The organism is Paenibacillus tundrae (genome assembly GCF_030812775.1).
Taxonomy (GTDB): domain Bacteria; phylum Bacillota; class Bacilli; order Paenibacillales; family Paenibacillaceae; genus Paenibacillus; species Paenibacillus tundrae_A.
The window spans coordinates 1-17,966 of record NZ_JAUSTI010000021.1 but is presented as its reverse complement, the minus strand read 5'-3'; the positions used below and the strand labels follow the sequence as shown (position 1 = coordinate 17,966).

The window sequence follows — 17,966 nt, the reverse complement described above, 5'->3', positions numbered from 1 at the left end:
TGAAGGGATGTATCAATACGTTTGCTATTCGTTTCAGGATAGTACCTGCTGTTTATTAACAGTAGAAGGATGATATTTCCATTTTGGAATGGGGGTTATACGAATGCAGGAAGGCAAAGATCATTATTATGTCTCGGTAAGCCACAATCTGATTGAACGCGAACGTCATGAATCAACACCTTTTGAAGTTGTGGTGAACAATGAAGAGCTTGTTCAGTTAAAGGATCTGATGAAGGTACTAGAAGATGATGATGCGTACACACTGCAGCGAGCTCCGGTGCCTTATAAGTCAGCAGATCACGATGAAGCGACAGCGCAATTTTCGGATGGAATGACCTTGTTATACACATTTCTATATGACCACGGTACGCCGGATACTCGGCAGTCCATTGAGAGCATGAATGTGCTGTCCCGGCTGCAGGATACAGACTATGAAGATCCCGGTTACGAGGATTCACCGTTGAATAAATAATAGTAGTCTAGTGACTGAATCAACACCTAAAAAGCATGCATTTTCCGCAAGCGAGCGGATGTGGCATGCTTTTTGGCGTTCCATCCTGCGTCCCTTAGTCCAGACGAATCTCATGCCCCTTCTCGGCAGATTCATAGATTGCGCATAACATACGAGTGGAAGCAACTCCGTCGGCAATGGGGCTGATCGGCTCCGTTCCATTCAGACAACAATCTACAAAGTGATCAATCTGATTCTGAAATGCGCTGTGCATATGCAGACCTGGATTATCGGCTTGGGGCTCTATGTTAAGGATTGTATTATTTTTCTCTGTAACAATCAGCGTTTCCGGCTCCAGCTCGAACCCGCCCCGTTCTCCATATAGTTTAACGTAAGACTCGTCACGCTGCGCATGTAAAGTAAAACTGACATCCACAGCAAGTGAAGCGCCATTTTCAAAACGAATTAAGGCATTCGCCATATCCTCCACATTGTTCACGGCAGAGCTATAGTCCGCGGCTTTGTAGAAGGATAGGTGCTCAATATTCGCTCGATTCCCCAGCTTATAATACGTATTTCCACTGACCGATACAGGCTTCGGGCATCCCATGAGATACCAGCATTGATCAATAATATGTACCCCCAGATCAATAAGTGGCCCACCACCGGATCTATTTTTGTCAGCAAACCAACCTCCGGGATTACCTAGACGCCGCAGGATGGACGCCTTCGCATAATACAGTTCGCCAAACTCTCCAGCCTGAATAAATTGATGAAGCATCTGCATGTTGTTGTCGTATCGCCTGACAAACCCCACAACGAAGGTACATCCACTGCTCTTCACCGCTTCTTCAATCCGTAACGCATCTCCCACATTGGTTGCCACCGGCTTCTCCAGCAAAACATGTTTCCCTGCTTTAAGGGCGGCAATCGCAAAATCAGCATGTGTATTATTCCACGTACAGATACTTACCGCGTCTACATGTGGATCTTTCAGCATCTCACGATAATCGGTATACACCGACTGTGCCTCGTACTTCTGGGCTGCCGCTGTTGCACGCTGTTCATTTAAATCACAGATGGCATAAATCACCGCGTTAGGATTCTTGGCATAACACCTCATATGCAGATCTGAAATGGAGCCTGTTCCGATCATACCGATGTGCAGCATTTGTTTGGTGCTCATCTTCATCCTCCCTTCCTTTTCCAAACCTGTTGTCACTATTGTGCCCGCAGTTAGGCTGGATCAATACTCTACGTCCAATCAGACCGTACGAAAACTAGCTCTCACAGGAACTTCTACTTACTTGAATTTAACCTGATCAGGTTCGCCATAACCTACTAATTGAGAAAAAAATCCAATTTCCACTTTACAACATTGGATTCAGATAACAGACGTGTTGACACTAGATTAATTAAGTACCACTGGCTAATGAGTCTTAAAGTGCAACACTGGAGCAAGATATCCCGTCTAGAACACGAAAGCTGGTTGAACATAACAAGTACTGTGACTCAATCTAAAATAAGAAGGGAAGATCAACCATGAACAACAACACGACAAAAATAAGCGCCCTTATGGCACTATCCTTAGCTTTGGGTGGAGGATCGGCACTGGCAGCAGCACCAAACACAACACAGCCCGCACCCCTGATTACAGCAGCAGTTCAAACAGAGCAGGCATCTACAATTAAGGTACTCGTAAACGGCGCACCTGCTGCTAATGGCTATAAGACTTCAGCGGATAAAGAGCCCATGCTGGCACTACGGAGTCTTACCGAAGCTCTGGGCTATGAACTTGAGTGGAACAAAGAAGATAAGTCTGCCGAATTGACTCAAGGTAACTTATGGACACGCGTAGTTACAGGCCAAGATCAATATTCCGTGAATAAGATGCTGCTTACGCTAGGAACAGCTCCGGAAATTACCAATGGCACATTGTACGTTCCTGCTTCATTTGCCGAGAAAGTTCTCCATGCACAGGTAACGACTACCGGCAACGCGGTAACGATCGTATCGGAGGAAGCTGTGAAGAACATAACCGAACGTGGTGTTATTACGAGGATTCACAAGGATAACAGCTATTCATCTGTGCAGATTGGTGGAGCTGGTCTAGAGGGAATCGTTCTTAACCTCAATGATGATACCGTATTCAAATCCGCTGAAGGTAAAGAGATTTCGCTCGATGATCTTACCCTAGGAATGAATGTAGAAGCTGTGCATTCTGCTATTACCACACGCAGCTTACCACCGCAGACACCAACCTATCAAATTACGGTATTGGATGTGGCTGGATCAGAAGCTGAGACACCACCCCTAGAAGTTCTGGGTACCGCAGGTACAGTTGAACGCGTTCAGACTACAGCGGATACAACACAGATCGAAATATCCGGCACACGCCTGACAGAGACAGCTCCAGAGCATGTTATCTTGAACATCACGGATGCGACACAACTCGTAGATCACGAGGGGAATCCTGTCGAGTTAACCGAACTGACAGAGGGTGCTAAAGTGATTGGATTCTATAGCCCTACGCTGACGCGTAGTCTGCCACCGATCGGAACAGCCTGGAAACTGGTGTTAGAGACACCTAACACCCAGCCTACAGCTGATGAACAACTGGACGCTGAACAAGCAGAGTAATACGGGTTTGCTTCCCAAGCTAGTAGACTGTAAAGCCTGTAGACTATAAACTTCTCCTAGGTTGAAAAATCGGACGATTTCCAGCATGAAGATCGATTAAGAAGCAATATTATGAGTAGTGCTGGTGATAGTCAGAAAAACAAGATAACCTTACCCGCTTGTCCTTTTGAGGGCAGGGCAGGGTAAGGTTATTTCATATCTTTTTTATGCTTCCTCAGACTCGATTGCAGCCTCAGCTTCAATTTCTACCATAAGTAAAGGGTCAATAAGTGCACTAACTTCAACCATGGTGGCAACAGGCTGGATCTGTCCAAAGAATTCCCCGTGCGCCTTACCTACTTCTTCCCACCGAGAGATATCCGTAACGAACATTCGAGTTCGCACAACATGGGTGAGGTCTGCACCTAATTCTTGCAATGCCTGCTCAATCGTCTGCAAAATAAATCGGGTCTGTGTATATGGATCACCTGCACCTACCACGACACCATCCTGCATCGCCGTTGTGCCTGCCACTTCAATTCGATTGCCGACTCTGATCGCCCGGCAATAACCGACAAGCGGCTCCCAAGGAGAACCTGTAAACACCTGCTGTCTGCTCATGCTCTATTCCCTCGCTTTATCATCAAGTATATTTTCCTAACTATACCAACTTTCGTAGGTCTAGACCATTCATTTCAAGCCTAGCTACTCCGCGCTGTGCATACACAAAATGGATGTGAACACTCAAAATCGCTATGAAAACAAAAAAAGCCCCACAAACAGGAAAGATTGGATCAGTCCATGTTAGTACAGGGGCTTACATCATTTGATAAGGGACTTACATATACCTCTAACTTAGCCGAGCTACACTATTACAACTTGATATTCGCCTCATCAAAGTATTCTTCGAGAGTTAATCCACTCTTCACGATGTCTTGCGCCAGTTCCTTACCCACGTAACGAATGTGCCATGGCTCATAAACATAACCCGTCACATCCTCCTCGCCTTCGGGATACCGAATCACATAGCCGTATTCTGCGGCATGCTCATCCAGCCATTGGCCTTCTTTTGATGATCCGAATACTTCTTCAAGCACATTGCCCACACTTGGGCTGGATACATCAATCGCAAGTCCGGTCTGATGCTCACTTCGACCTGGTACGGCACTTACACGCGAAGCGTATGCTTCACCTTTGGTTTTGACATTATTGTTGTAGATCGATACTTGGCGTTGATACGAACGGTAACCAGACACGGCACGAAGCTCAATGCCATCCGCTTTTGCACCTGCGAACAGCTCCTCCAATGCCCCGGCAGCTTCCTTACGCATGTGCCGCTTCTCATGTGGCTCGTCAAAAGAAAACTTCACATTGGGTTCAACGAGATCACTCGGCTCATAACCCTCTGGCAAGCTACGCTGTTTGTTGACGATGACAGTCATCGCCTCCGCATTGGTCACGACCGATTGACTATTAATTGTATTTTGCAATGCACTGACACTACGCTCCTGCATCACAGGATCAGCTGCTGTCGCTTCATTCCCATCGGCCGAGGAGCCCTGGTTCTCCCCTTCTGACGCTGCATCTGAACCGCTATCTGTGTCCTCACCGCTGTCTGTAGCTGGGGTATCCTGCCCCTCATTAGGAGCGCTACCCTCTGTTCCCGTATCATCTGTAAAATGAATGGTTGTGCCATCTGATTCCTGCTGTGTGTTGCCTGTTGTGCTCGGATTCTGGCTCTCATTCGCACTCGAACCGTCCTGACAAGCGGATAGCAACATGCCACATAATATAAATGAGGACAGCATCACTGTGATGCTCCGTTGTCTGCCTGTACGTGATTTCATGTAAAAACTCCTATCGCCATCCATTTTATAGTGCGTGTTCAAAAAGGGTGGTTGTTTCGTAATCAAAGGTGGACTTTTTGAACAACCTTTTATATTGCAATCTGTTATGTTCAGAGATATGCATCAAAGCATTCTTCCCCTGCGACAGTATACCTTATATGCGGGCGAAGCTCCACCGTTAAAGACTCCCTTCACCCGAACTCATTATTACTTCAGATGGGATGATCTGCATATTAGACCGTTTTTCAGCCTTTTATAGGCTAATCCCAGTTGCTGTCGTTCCAAGCAGGCCATTGGCAATTCCATAGATGTGTCAAAATGAAAGCCTAAGCGATGACCATGACAAATAAGCAGGGATGATCTACGATCTCCCCCGCTTAACGCCTTGCATCACTTGGTTGCCTTGCTGTCCTTGTTCTTCTTCTGGACAGCCTGCCATATCCGCGCAGCAACACGCTCGCGGATCAGCGTAAGCCCAGCAACAGCCGGCACACCTGGCAGCAGCGCCGTTAGCTCCGGCGTTGCCGGCGGCTTGCCCGGCTGTGCCAGCTGCACCTGCACGGCGCCGAAGCCTGGCCCTGGCTGGTGCATGGCGCCTTCTGCGGCAGCCTCGGCAATCCACTCGCCGACGGCAGCGCTGCCTTCGCCGCCCCGCGCCTGCGGGCGGCCAGCCGTCTCGGCTGCGCGGCCAGGGCCGCTGGGTTCAAGGGCGAGTTCCTCCGCCCATGAACCCAGCACGCCAGCGAGCAGCGCTTCGCGCGGCAAGCCGGCGTGCGCTAGCTGCAGCAGTGGCTCAGCCGCATAGCGCGCGGCTGCGGCCTGCACGGCGGCGGCGACATGCGCGCAGCCTGGGCTGCCGCAGCTGCACGTGGCGGCAGCGCCGAGCGTGGCTTGCGCGGTAGGCTCCGCCGCTTGCGAGAAGCCCACCGCGGTAGGCAACAGCGCTGCAAGCTCCGCCGGAACCGGAGCTTGGACTTGAGCCGCACTGCTGCGCAGCAGTGCATACAGCGCGAGCGGACGTTCGCGCAGCTCCGCAAGAATCGCCTCACGCGCTGCTTCGCTAAGCTGTGGCAGCGTGCACGTTACCGTAAACACACTTTCATCTGCGTCGCCATGTTGTACACCCTTCTCAGTGGCAACAGATGCAGCGCTCCCTGCATCTATAGCATCCGAATCTAGCGCATCCTTTTTCAGCTTCGAAGTCGTTGATGCATGAACCTCTTCCTTCACTTCTGCTGTCCATCCAACGGGGGACATATGCAGCTCGACATTCCATTTTTCGCTCACAACAATCCCCCTTTAATTGATCGTGTCTCATCTTATTTCTATAACCATGTCTCCCCCTGGAGAGAGATCAGTCCACGCAGCTCATCATCTGACATTTCGGTCAACCAATTCTCGCCGGAACCTACGACCTGCTCCGAGAGAGCTTTCTTGCTTTCAATCAGCTCATCGATCCGTTCTTCTAACGTCCCCTGACAGATCAGCTTATGCACCTGTACGTTACGGTTTTGTCCGATCCGGAACACCCGATCCGTCGCCTGGTTCTCCACCGCAGGGTTCCACCAGCGATCATAATGGATGACATGACTTGCACGTGTCAAATTCAGACCTACGCCGCCTGCACGAAGAGATAAGACAAATAACGAAGGCCCTTCCCCTTTTTGGAATGTCTCGACCATTTCGTCCCGTTGTATTTTGGACACACCGCCATGCAGGAAATACGGCTCCTCTTCATAGCGCTGTGTTAATCGCGATACCAATAACTCTCCCATAGCCACATACTGTGTGAAGATCAATGCAGACTCTCCGTTGTCTCGAATGGCGTCTACAAGCTCCAACAGGCGTTCCATCTTGCCAGATGCCTCCACTTTGGCGTGATCCTTCCGATTGCTGTCCGCCAGCACCGGATGATCGCAGATCTGCTTCAGTTTGGTCAGCGATGACAGCACAATCCCTTTGCGGGCAATGCCATTTCTGCCATCCAATCCACCCATCAGATCATCCACGACACGTTGATACAGCACCGTCTGCTCCGGCGTCAGGGAACAGTAGGATTTTAGTTCCAGCTTCTCTGGCAGATCCTTACGAATGTCCGGATCACTTTTGAGCCTACGCAGCATAAATGGAGACACAAGTCGGTGAAGCTCCCGTAGAGAAGCCCCATTTTCCTCCGAGGTTCCTGTACCTGTGTAGCGTTGGCGGAACGACGATGCCGTGCCTAAGTACCCTGGATTCAAGAATTGGAAAATGGACCATAGCTCACTCAGCCGGTTCTCTACCGGCGTACCCGTCATTGCAATTCGGTGGGGAGCGGACAGACGCATCACGCTCTGCGCCTGTTTCGTACGATAATTTTTAATATACTGTGCTTCATCCAGCACCACAGTAGACCATTGCAGTGACGCGAGATCAGGCCCATCCCGTCCAGCTAGATGGTATGTCGTTAACACGATATCATGTGCCTGTGCCTCTGCCTGGAACGCAGAACCATGCAGTCGCTGTCCGCCATGATGAATATAGAGGGTTAGGTCAGGGGCGAACCGCTTCAGTTCCCGCTGCCAGTTTCCCAGAAGGGATGTTGGACACACAATTAATGCAGGTAGATGAACTCCCTGCGAATACGCAGCGGCCCCCCATTCCGATGTGCCATCTGCTCGCATCTCGAATGTCTCCCCATCATTCTCTTCCGCTTCCTGCGCCGCGATCAGTTGCTCCTCGTGCTTCAGGTCGAGCAGGCAGGTGATGACCTGAATCGTCTTACCCAGACCCATATCATCCGCCAGACATACGCCGAACCCTAGCTCTCGCATAGCCGATAACCACTGATATCCCCGTTCCTGATAAGGACGAAGCTCTCCATGCAGCTCTTTGGGCACTTGGCGTGGTTCAATACTGCGAAGCACCTGTCCATCCAGCAAGAAGGAGAGTAGACCCTCCGATTCTGCACCAAATACAGACAGGCCTTTCCATGCGGCATCCTCTCCTTCTTCTGCGGCCAGATGCAGCCATTCAGATAGAGGCATGTATTGTTCTTCTTCTTTTTTCATGTAACGGAGAACTTGGCGAATTTCCTTCGTATCCACTTCAATCCATTCACCGCGGAACATCACATACGGAACCGTCGCTTCAGCCAGTGTAGCAAGCTCCTCCGGCGTCACTGGTTTACCATCGATCATCGGTTCAGCCTTAAACGCCACAAGCTGTTCCATGCCTAGTGCAGATGGAGCGCTCGGCGTCTGTTCTGTGCCACGATTCAGCATCTGTAAACGTAAACCAGCACGACGCTTGCCCGCTCGACTCCAGCGAGAAGGCATGAGTACCGTCACCCCAGACTTCTGTAAACGAGGTACGGCATGTGTTAGAAATTCGAAGAAGGCTTGCTGTGAGAGCTTAATCCCTTCAGGACGTGGCTCAAGCAATGCAGTCTCCAGCTCTGGAGCCAACTCTGTTGCATACCCTAGCGCCATTAACAGCTGTTCTGCAATAGCGGCATATTGAACCTTACCCCGATCTAAATCACGCTCTGGATGAGCCCAGATTGTACGAGCGGGCAGTCTCAGCCCTGGCTCCTGCACACTGTCTACCCAGAACGTAATGCCCCATAATGTTTCCAGCTCTCCAAGGGGCGGCTCAAGCCGTAATACAAGTTTAATTTCACCTTCTGTAGGAGCAATCTCTTCCGTTCTCATCAAGGGCATAGATGTGCCCCCTGCGTCTTGAATTATCTCCATGAATTCAGTCAGTTCCTCCGTTGCCCCCTGTACGGTCACAGGGCGGAACATCGATATTAAGCTGTTCCACCACAGCTCTGATACTGGAGAGGATCCACGTCGGAATTGCGTCCGGTACCGTGACATTTCACTATCCATACTCTCCAGTTCACCTGTGACAACGGCATGAACCATGCCGCTCATAAATGAAAATAAGACAGTCGCGCCTGCCTCTTCTCGCGATTCCGGTTCCGAAGAAGCGTAAGCCCCCGGCGCAGATAGACCAATTGGTGGCATAGCCTCAGCTAATTCTCGGAATCGCTCCACGTCCGCCTCATGTAATAAGCGCGGGCGCCATACACCCGTTAACGTTTCTTGCCCCGTGCGCCGACGCGCTCCTGTCTTCGCAGCAAATTCAGCCGCTGGCGCAATTTCTCCACGCAGCAACAATTCCTGTGTAAATTCGGCTGCTTTTACCCAATATTTAATCTCTTCTCCAGCTTGAATGCCTGCCGCATTCAGTATGCTGTCATCCCAATGAAGCAGCAGCTTAAATGTATCTTTGGGCGACATTGCCAGTCCTTCGAGCGTTCTTCCAAGTAATTGGCGACGCTTCGTTCCCTTGGCTTCAGCAGCATTACGCATCGGATTCGGCCAACGCAACTCCGCAAGGCGCAGAGCGGCAGGCTGAAATAGACGACCCCCGTCGCCAAAATTTAGCCGTCTGACCACGTGACTCCAAGCATCTACACGTGGTTCCGATGTTTCACCGGAAAAACAAAAAAACACGTCACCAAGCCATACACCATACAGCGATTGCATCATTACAGTCTCCCGTCATCCCTTCACATTGTTACTCTCCATCATATACGAAAACGAGTCGATTTAAAAACCTTTACCTATAAAAATTGCTTATTTTCATCGTTTGGCATGCAAAAAATGCCCCTCTTCCCCCCGAAAGGGGATAAGGAGCATTTAGAGAAATCAACCACCCATGTCTTCACGGAACCATGAAATATAAATAAATCATTTCTAATTTACGCGAGAACTAAACGGAAAGAAGTAACTGATCCAGCCTTGGAACGATTACGAATGAGTTAAGCTGCCCAGCAACGCTTCAAGATTCAGAATACCTGCTGTATGATCTTCACCGTACCCGATTTCATTGAAGACACCGCTCATGAAGCTTTTGTGTTCTTCCGCAGGTTTTTCGAATCGTTCATATGTTACGACAGAATCAACCGTATCTACAATAAGAGGTACAAACCCATCTTTGTACGGTACAACAATAATCCGTGTGGCAGCAGTGTCCTCCTGATCTGGCATGCCTAACAACACACGTAAACTTACAACGGAGACAACCTTCCCGTATAGCGAAGTAAATCCTCTAATTTCCGGACTTCCAAAAGGAACCGTTGTAACCGGCACCATTCTAATGATTTCTTGAACTTCATCAATCCGAAGTGCAAAGAACTGCTCTCCTACCGAGAAATTAATATATTGAATGTTCTCATCCATAGATCCCTCAGACCCTTCTCATTTCCATTTTTAGAACCTTACATCGTTATACTTCATCTGTAGATAAAATTAATTTCACTAGGCTTCGTCATTCGGCATAACTAGGGCGTGTCTGAAAACTCCGAAGGACGCAGATTTTGACGAATTTTCGTTCCAAGCAAGAAAGTTTTCCGCAGGCGTGCCGGGGCACGTCAAGGGAAAGTGACGCAGCAGGGGGCGAAAAGACGGTAAAAGATGCACTTCAGCGAGTTTTGAGACACGCGCCCTAATCTTCATTCATATTATATCGGTCTAGGTCAGGTGAAATTTTACCCTGTAATATGAATCGGAGATTCTAGCATTTACCCGCAAAATCCTCTCTTCCCCATCTAGCAGAGAGAACAAGTCCACCCTTTTTCATTTGGCAACCTGCATGGTTCATATTACCTATTCCACATCTGTAACATTACAGCAAATCATTGACGATATACATAGTATATTCAAACATTCGTTCAAGGACTAAAGTCCCGGGGCGTTATTTCAGAAACGAGGTAAATTTTATGACACTAAAAACCAAAGTCATTTTTATCGTCACCGCCATCTGTATCCTGCTGGCAGCACCGATTGGATACATCTCTCTCTACGTTATTGAGAAACAAGCTACAGAATCGGTAGATAATGAGCTGCAAAGCACCGTTCAAAAAGCTGTAACTGAGGTCGACGGCTGGGCGATGACACAAGCCAAAGTGATTGAAACCGTCGGAAAGGTCATCAATGACACTGTTCCACTCCAAGAAATTAGCATGGAGCACCTTCAGGCATTCCAGTTGCCAAGTAATAAGGAAGATATCGCTACGATTTATTTTGGACTTGAAGATGGTACATATCTAGATGGTGCAGGTTTTCAGCCAGATGCATCCTTCGATGCGCGTCAGCGCCCGTGGTACCTTGCTATCAAGGCTTCTAATCAGCTTACTTTCAGTGATGCTTATGTAACCCAAGCGGGTGTACAGTCTATTTTTATTGGGGTACCCCTGCATGACACAAATGGAAACTTTCAAGGAGCTATCTCAGAAAATATCTCGTTGGATTCAATCAAAGATGAGATTAGCTCGATTAAAACAGAGCACGGCTTCACCTTTTTACTAGATCAAACTGGCGTAGTACTCTCTCACCCTAACCAAGAGCTGCTGAATACGCCGCTTGCCGAGCAGAGTGACTATACAGAAATCGTAGGTAAAATGCTTGCAGAGCCAAGTGGACTATCAGAGTATACATACAACAATGATCGTCAGCTTATCTATTATGAGAAAATTCCAAACACCAATTGGATTGCAGCGACATCCATCTCCAAGGCATCTGCTTTAGCTGAATTCACGAATACGAGACAACTGTTTGTTGCATTTATCGTGATCTTCACTCTCATTTTGGCTGCTCTTGCCTATTTCTTAGCCTTAAAAACGATTAAGCCTTTGATTGCGATGAAAAACAGTGCACAACAATTGGCCGCAGGTGATCTCACCGTGCAGGTTTCCGTTAAAGGAAAAGATGAGATTGCTCAGCTCGGAGCATCCTTCAATGAGATGTCATCTTCACTTCGCAGTCTGATTCAACAGGTCGATCAGTCTGCACAACAAGTGCAATCTTCCTCTCAGACGATGTTTAAGGATGCATCGGGTAGTAATGAAATTGCGGGGCAGATCTCGACCGTTATTGATGAGATTGCCAAAGGTGCAGGCGAACAAGCTGAATCCATTCAAGCCGGAGCTGAGATGGTATCAGGCATCAATAAAGTGATTGATCAAATTACAGACGAGGCACGCCAAGCATCCGAAACCATTCTGGACGTGAATCATGCGATGGAGAGCGGAAACGATGCGATCGCAAGGCAGAATGATCTCTCCCAAGCAGGACATGAATCAACCAATCGAGTGGAAACGTCCAATCAATTGTTATTAAGTAAGCTCGGTGAAATTTCAGTCATTACCGGTAGTATTCAGAACATCGCAGCCCAAACTAATCTATTGGCATTGAATGCCTCCATTGAGGCTGCCCGCGCTGGGGAGCATGGCAAAGGCTTCGCTGTAGTCGCTGGTGAAGTGCGTAAGCTTGCGGAACAATCCTCTCAGTCTGTAGCTGGAATCGATCAGTTATTGAAGGATCTACACGCTGCAGGTCAACAGAGTGCAACCGAACTGGAACAATTCCGCCTGAATAGTGCGGAGCAGTCCGATTCCATGGCAGACACCTCAGCATCCTTTGAGCTTATTCGCCAATCTATTGATGAGATTATTCACAAAATTAACTCGATCACGACAGGTATGAACGAAATCAAATCAGGTGCCGCTCAAGTGTCAGACGTTATGACAGGGCTAGCAGCCGTTGCCGAGGAAAGTGCCGCCTCTACTGAGGAAGCTGCTTCTTCCACAACGGAACAATCCCAATCCATTGGCAACATATCCATTGCAGCCAAAGCTTTGTCTGACCATGCGGATCAATTATTACGTGAGGTTAGCCGTTTCAATACAAAGGTCTAATAATCATCTGCCTATGTTAATTCAACATACCGTTTAGATTCAATGAGCCTTATCATGTGGTCTGTCCGTTTTATAAGCATGGATGACTGCATCAAGAATAACCCCCTTTGGTTGACAAGTTAGTGAAGACATCGCATAAGATGAACTTCATCTTGTTGAACAAAGGGGGTTTCTTGTTATTCTTTGGTGAGGCATCATGTGGGTCTGTGGATATCTATATTTAATCACTGAAAATAACACCAATTCCACTAAAAACTGCTGTCCCTCAACAGGCTGTGGATATTTTGTGCATAAGTTACCCACAGACTGTGTACAGTTACCCACAATTCTGTGGGTAACCTTTCGTATGTTGTGCATATGTTGTGTATTTGTAGGAAAAACTACCGTAAGAATTTACACGGCCTCTAGTAGGGCTGCGGATTGTGGATAGGTTGTGTATACGATTCCATTGGGTTCAGGCATGCGTCTTCAATTCCTGTTCTGTTTTCCAATCAGCAAGTATCCTCGCTGTCTCTTGTGGATGAAAAATTGGAAACTGGTGTCCATAAGGAAGCTCTGCACACTTCAAGGAGGTCGGAAGCTCCTGCGGACGCCCGTATCCGGTATCTGCCCTGCCCCACACGAATAGTGTTCTTATTGCTTCATCATAGGTTGGAACGACAGCTCGATCCGGACGCTGAATCCAGCGAAGAAGATCGGCACTGGCTCCAGCGATCCGAGGGGATCGCAAGCTAATAGAGACTCTCTCGGCATATGCTAGAAGTGCAGTTTCGTCTATCGTAGTGGAGTCTGCACGTTTGAATTGCCTTACTAGGCGCCGCGGGCTCATTCGGGAGAGTTGTTTTTGCAGCATTCTTCTAGGTAGCTTAGACGCTAAGCGTTGAACGGCATCTTCAGAAGCTGTCCACACCGGTTGTAGTACAGCCAATTGAACATCCTTCCGATTATATTCTCGCAGGACTGCTCCAGCTAAGTTTGCCCCAATAGAGTGCCCTACGAGTCTGAATGAACCAGATATCTCATTCAACACCTCCGCAATCGCCTTAACCTGGCCGTTAAAACCTGCTTCATCTTGCACTGCATTTAGAGCTGGAGAACGACCGAATCCTGCAAGATCCACTAGCCAAATTGGATTCCCCGTTAAACGCTGTAACGCCTGCCCCAGAGGTAACATTTCATTTGCACTACTCATTAATCCATGAATGATTACCCATGGCTCGCCTTGACCTTCGTGGACAAGCACCGCTAGATTCCCTTTTCGTGTCCGCACCCAACCCTCAGGTAGAGCTTTGGCTGCAACGATCGGATTAGTTAAACGATAGTCTAGATCAGCAATAATATGGGGTAGTAATGGAACAACATTAGGTATGCTTTGCCCCGTGCGCAGAAATAATTGCTCCGTCTGTTCCACATCAAAATGCCGCTTCGTAATAAACGTGATGGACTCTGGTGGAATACCACTAATGCGTTCCCCACCAGCCTTCATCGCCGCATGAATCACTGGAAGAGGAGCCGACCACCGAGGCGAAGGTACATCCAATGTTGTCGCCATAAGTTGAATAAGTTCCTTCATATTAGGACTGTCTTCCTTTGGCAGTAATACGGGATATGTACCTCCATTGGGTTCTACTTCTCTGGATAGATAAACAATCGTTTGTGCAACCACATCATTAGATATGAGCGGCAACCAGTGAGATGGTCCCCCAGGAATGATCGGCATTCTTCCCTTGCTCATTGCTCGTACAAGCATACCAATGCCACCTGTTTGTTCTGTTTCCCCCGTTGGATATGCACCTACAACTGTACTTGGATTCACAACGGATAGAGGATAGGCACACCGCTCCGCGTGCTGACGAATATACGCGTCTGCTTCGAATTTCATATGTTCATAGGCACTCTCGGTATGCAACATGTTGCTGCTCAAGCTAAGCCAATTCCTTGATGAAGTGAGGGAATTCCCCTCAGTAGAACCCTCTTCCTCTGTATCATTTTTCCCATAAGGACTCATAAAACCAACAACGTGGATTAAATGTTTTAATCCGTGTGCACGATGAATCTCTTCAGCAAGCGCTGCAATTCCCCTGGCCCCATTCATAAAAGTACGCTCTGCTACCGTTCGCTCCAGTGTCACATCCATCGTCCCACCCGCATGAATGATGACATTTGCTCCAGATGCTAGTTTATAATCTTCTGTACTAAGCCCAAGTCCCGAAACGGATAAATCCCCTTGAACAAACGTAATTCGACTAAAGTCCGCTACACCATATGCTTCTAGTGTGGCTTTGGCTTTTACTTTGGATCGCACAAGCAGGATCAGATTCGAGTTTTCATCCATGAGTTGTTTGACTGCCTCCTTACCGATGAATCCAGTGCTGCCCGTAAGGAAGATGGTTGTAGCTTCATGATTGGTTATGCCCATTCCTGTTGTGTATGTACAAGTTTCCATTATCATATATCCGCCTCTCAAGTAGTACTGTTCAGTACTACTTATATTCAAAAAAAGAGCTTCGTTTAACGAAGCATCTGACAAAATGTCCGCACGGATTGCTCGATCACCGACGTATCTCGGGCAGTCTCTGCAAGAACTAGCGAGCCCTCTAGTGCTGCAATAAATAGTGAGGATGCAGAATGAGGTTCAATTCCCTTGCGGAATTCACCCCGATCAAGCCCTTGCTGCAGCAACTTTTCGACCATTGGCTGCATCTCACGGAAGAAGCGTGATATGCTTTCTTTTACCTCCGGCGCACTCGCTGGTGTCTGCATGTAAAGGGTAATAAAGGGGCAGCTCCCCTCATAATTACGTGCTTCAATGCCTGCAGACAACATGGAGATAAACGAATAGATTCGTTCCTCTACTCCTCGCTCGTGCTGACTGAGCAGCAGATATAGCTGCGACTCATACTGTGTGATCCAGTGCTGTACAACCGCTTGCAGCAGTTCCTCCTTGTTTTTGAAATGATAATAGATGTTAGATTTCGATACTCCGCTTGTTCGTACAACCTCATCCATGCTGACATAGCTATAGCCTTGGCGCAAAAACAGCTCTGCGGCAACTTCCACCGCTTTTGTTCGATTCAATGGACTTGAGCTCTTAGATCGGGTAGACTGAGTATTCTGAGTTTTGGGTTGTTGTTCTTTCATGATTAGAACTATATAGTACTAATCAATAAAAAGCAATAAGGATAATAGTGAACCCTATAAATTCGTTAGACCTATCCACATCTAGTCGCTTCTAGTCACAGGATATCCACATGTGGTGGATGAACTGGATAACATGTGCTTAATCGTATGAATCTCATACTTCGATTATCCACATTTCCTAAAGACAATTTGAGTTATTGTCCGTTCTAGATGGACATTCTTCCTATTTGTCCGGCAGATCACAAGAAAAAGCCAACCAGAAACGATATTCTGGCTGGCTTTACTCGCGTTTTGTACATTGTTTTACTTTTTTTCATTTCGTTAACGGGTGTGGATAACCTTTTTCTGTGGATAATATTTAATTTTTAGCGAATTCGTACATGTATTGTCATTAGAATAGCTTCTGTTTACTTTTTCAGACTATCCCAGTTTTGCTGCAAGGCATCAAGCAAGCCGGCTTTATCTGATTTGCCTGCTACATAGGCTTGAATCGTGCTACCATATTCTTGTGGAACCCCTTCAGGGAAACGGTTGAAGTTCCAGCTTAATGTTTTGTTCTCCTGACTGTATTTCATAATGTCTGTAGCCAAATCGCCCAGATCCTCTTCTGATGCTTCAATCGTACTGAATGCTGGGATGAACTTGAACTCTTTCGTCATGTACTGCTTACCCACATCAGAGGTTACGAGCCACTCCAGAAATTGTTTAGCTTCGTCTTTTACTTGCGAATTCTTGTTCACGACCCAGTAGTTCGGCACACCCACAAACAATTTATCATTTGGTTCGTTCGTAATTGGCATCGGCAAGATACCCAGGTTCAGGTTAGGATCAATTCCGTCAATCTGTACTTGCGTCCAGTTCCCTTGTTGCATCATCGCAGCTTCACCGGTAGCAAATAGAGTTACTTGCGTATTGTAGTCCGTAGTCAACGGGTTTTTGTTACTATACTTCAGTGTTAAATCGAGCAAGTTGATCCAATCTGCAAATACTTGGTTGCCCGGGATTTTCTCTGTTCCTTCATTAAGACCTTCAATGAATTTTACTGGATCCGTTTGGTTAGCAAATGCTACGTTCACATTATGATTACCGAGTACCCACCATTCTTGATATCCGTTAGAAAACGGTGTGATTCCTGCCGCTTGTAACTTCTGTGCAGCTTGATCCAATTGCTCCAGTGTCGTTGGAATTTCTGTGATGCCCGCTTGGGCAAACAGATCCTTATTGTAGATGAAGCCGTATCCTTCTAATGCCAGGGGCTGCCCATAGAGCTTGCCGTCTTTCATCATAGGCTCCTTCGCTACTTCCAGCGCATCCTTCGCCCAAGACTCATCAGACAGGTCTTCCAAGTATTCCAGCCAAGTATCTAGCTCACGATATCCACCTACATTGAAAATATCCGGCTGCTCACCTGCGGCGAACTTCGCTTTCAGTGCTGCACCGTAGTCACTACCACCGCCCACGGTTTGAATATCCAATTTGACGCCAGGATGAGCTGATTCATACTCAGCTTTGAGCCGGTTAAGCGCTTCCGCAATTTCCACTTTGAATTGAAAGATTTTAATCGTTTTATCGCCTGTCGCGGCTTCCCCGCTGCCTTGCGGATCCGTATTAATTGGACTACCGCTCTTGTCACCATTACCACAGCCTGCAAGCATAACGGAAAACGCAATGAGCATAAGCAGCGTAAACTTCGTCATTTTTTTCATACATACACTCTCCCTAATGTAGTTTAAATGAATTGTCCCTCGCTTAGCGAGCCTTGTCTTAATCTTTCCCATGCGCTGGAGAAGCGAAGCGATCGCCTTTGATACTCGGTGGCTTCCTTGGCATCCATACATTCAGACCACCGAGGAGCAACAGCGATTGGAAGCGCACCTGATCCCGGAGCGACCTCCCTCGCACAACCGCTTTTGACCTTCTTTTTCCCAGGGTTATGCCCAGGGCTGGCGGGCATATCCCTTACTACCTCCTCCGTGCGAGGCAGGAGCGGAGGGATCAGGATGCGTTGGAGAAGCGCAGCGCTCGCCTTTGATACTCGGTGGCTTCCTTGCATTCATACATTCAGGCCACCGAGGAGCAACAGCGATTGGAAGCGCACCTGATCCCGGAGCGACCTCCCTCGCACAACCGCTTTTGACCTTCTTTTTCCCAGGGTTATGCC

At 47.9% G+C, this 17,966-nt stretch carries 14 protein-coding genes; 3 read left to right on the top strand and 11 right to left on the bottom strand.

The genetic code is table 11. From position 1 onward, the window contains the following. Positions 1 to 103 precede the first annotated feature (103 nt). Positions 104 to 472, top strand: coding sequence for a hypothetical protein (locus J2T19_RS24725; RefSeq protein WP_307220662.1), 369 nt, complete (start codon positions 104 to 106; stop codon positions 470 to 472). Between the two features lie 94 nt (positions 473 to 566). Here J2T19_RS24725 and J2T19_RS24720 read toward each other — a convergent pair whose 3' ends face one another. Continuing rightward, the gene (locus J2T19_RS24720) at positions 567 to 1,637 is read right to left on the bottom strand and encodes a Gfo/Idh/MocA family protein (protein WP_307220661.1); all 1,071 of its coding nucleotides are present in this window, start codon (positions 1,635 to 1,637) and stop codon (positions 567 to 569) included. 356 nt (positions 1,638 to 1,993) lie between these two features. On the opposite strand from J2T19_RS24720, the gene J2T19_RS24715 reads away from it, so the two are divergent. Next, positions 1,994 to 3,091, top strand: a complete 1,098-nt coding sequence (locus J2T19_RS24715; RefSeq protein WP_307220659.1) for a copper amine oxidase N-terminal domain-containing protein — start codon at positions 1,994 to 1,996, stop codon at positions 3,089 to 3,091. Between the two features lie 204 nt (positions 3,092 to 3,295). Here J2T19_RS24715 and J2T19_RS24710 read toward each other — a convergent pair whose 3' ends face one another. The 5 genes from J2T19_RS24710 to J2T19_RS24690 form a co-directional block, all read right to left on the bottom strand. Then, a complete protein-coding gene (locus J2T19_RS24710; RefSeq protein ID WP_307220658.1) occupies positions 3,296 to 3,691 on the bottom strand; it encodes a RidA family protein in 396 nt (131 codons plus the stop codon). A 251-nt stretch (positions 3,692 to 3,942) separates the two neighbouring features. Beyond that, on the bottom strand, positions 3,943 to 4,917 hold the full coding sequence (locus J2T19_RS24705) for a M15 family metallopeptidase (protein WP_307220656.1): 975 nt from the start codon (positions 4,915 to 4,917) through the stop codon (positions 3,943 to 3,945). A gap of 390 nt (positions 4,918 to 5,307) precedes the next feature. Further along, positions 5,308 to 6,204 carry a hypothetical protein gene (locus J2T19_RS24700; RefSeq protein ID WP_307220654.1) on the bottom strand — a complete coding sequence of 299 codons (897 nt, stop codon included), beginning with the start codon at positions 6,202 to 6,204 and terminating at the stop codon, positions 5,308 to 5,310. Between the two features lie 38 nt (positions 6,205 to 6,242). Beyond that, complete coding sequence (locus J2T19_RS24695; RefSeq protein WP_307220652.1) at positions 6,243 to 9,455, bottom strand: DEAD/DEAH box helicase; 3,213 nt, start codon at positions 9,453 to 9,455, stop codon at positions 6,243 to 6,245. Positions 9,456 to 9,716: 261 nt separating this feature from the next. Next, complete coding sequence (locus J2T19_RS24690; RefSeq protein ID WP_307220650.1) at positions 9,717 to 10,148, bottom strand: chemotaxis protein CheW; 432 nt, start codon at positions 10,146 to 10,148, stop codon at positions 9,717 to 9,719. Positions 10,149 to 10,687: 539 nt separating this feature from the next. On the opposite strand from J2T19_RS24690, the gene J2T19_RS24685 reads away from it, so the two are divergent. Then, positions 10,688 to 12,664 (top strand): methyl-accepting chemotaxis protein, encoded by a 1,977-nt coding sequence (locus tag J2T19_RS24685; protein WP_307220648.1) that lies wholly within the window; start codon positions 10,688 to 10,690, stop codon positions 12,662 to 12,664. Positions 12,665 to 13,118: 454 nt separating this feature from the next. Here the strand turns inward: J2T19_RS24685 and J2T19_RS24680 are convergent, their stop codons facing one another. The 5 genes from J2T19_RS24680 to J2T19_RS24660 form a co-directional block, all read right to left on the bottom strand. Next, a complete protein-coding gene (locus J2T19_RS24680; protein WP_307220646.1) occupies positions 13,119 to 15,110 on the bottom strand; it encodes an alpha/beta fold hydrolase in 1,992 nt (663 codons plus the stop codon). 65 nt (positions 15,111 to 15,175) lie between these two features. After that, on the bottom strand, positions 15,176 to 15,742 hold the full coding sequence (locus J2T19_RS24675) for a TetR/AcrR family transcriptional regulator (protein ID WP_145050296.1): 567 nt from the start codon (positions 15,740 to 15,742) through the stop codon (positions 15,176 to 15,178). A 470-nt stretch (positions 15,743 to 16,212) separates the two neighbouring features. After that, on the bottom strand, positions 16,213 to 17,511 hold the full coding sequence (locus tag J2T19_RS24670; RefSeq protein WP_145050294.1) for an ABC transporter substrate-binding protein: 1,299 nt from the start codon (positions 17,509 to 17,511) through the stop codon (positions 16,213 to 16,215). 23 nt (positions 17,512 to 17,534) lie between these two features. After that, positions 17,535 to 17,759, bottom strand: coding sequence for a hypothetical protein (locus J2T19_RS24665; RefSeq protein ID WP_307220642.1), 225 nt, complete (start codon positions 17,757 to 17,759; stop codon positions 17,535 to 17,537). Then, the coding region (locus tag J2T19_RS24660) for a hypothetical protein (RefSeq protein WP_307220640.1) at positions 17,737 to 17,966 on the bottom strand (230 nt) is incomplete at its 5' end. The genes J2T19_RS24660 and J2T19_RS24665, both read right to left, overlap by 23 nt.

Coding starts and splice junctions, on each gene's coding strand:
- J2T19_RS24725 (WP_307220662.1), top strand. CDS start 104: ATGCAGGAAGGCAAAGATCATTATTATGTCTCGGTAAGCCACAATCTG.
- J2T19_RS24720 (WP_307220661.1), bottom strand. CDS start 1,637: ATGAGCACCAAACAAATGCTGCACATCGGTATGATCGGAACAGGCTCC.
- J2T19_RS24715 (WP_307220659.1), top strand. CDS start 1,994: ATGAACAACAACACGACAAAAATAAGCGCCCTTATGGCACTATCCTTA.
- J2T19_RS24710 (WP_307220658.1), bottom strand. CDS start 3,691: ATGAGCAGACAGCAGGTGTTTACAGGTTCTCCTTGGGAGCCGCTTGTC.
- J2T19_RS24705 (WP_307220656.1), bottom strand. CDS start 4,917: ATGAAATCACGTACAGGCAGACAACGGAGCATCACAGTGATGCTGTCC.
- J2T19_RS24695 (WP_307220652.1), bottom strand. CDS start 9,455: ATGATGCAATCGCTGTATGGTGTATGGCTTGGTGACGTGTTTTTTTGT.
- J2T19_RS24690 (WP_307220650.1), bottom strand. CDS start 10,148: ATGGATGAGAACATTCAATATATTAATTTCTCGGTAGGAGAGCAGTTC.
- J2T19_RS24685 (WP_307220648.1), top strand. CDS start 10,688: ATGACACTAAAAACCAAAGTCATTTTTATCGTCACCGCCATCTGTATC.
- J2T19_RS24680 (WP_307220646.1), bottom strand. CDS start 15,110: ATGGAAACTTGTACATACACAACAGGAATGGGCATAACCAATCATGAA.
- J2T19_RS24670 (WP_145050294.1), bottom strand. CDS start 17,511: ATGAAAAAAATGACGAAGTTTACGCTGCTTATGCTCATTGCGTTTTCC.
- J2T19_RS24665 (WP_307220642.1), bottom strand. CDS start 17,759: ATGCCCGCCAGCCCTGGGCATAACCCTGGGAAAAAGAAGGTCAAAAGC.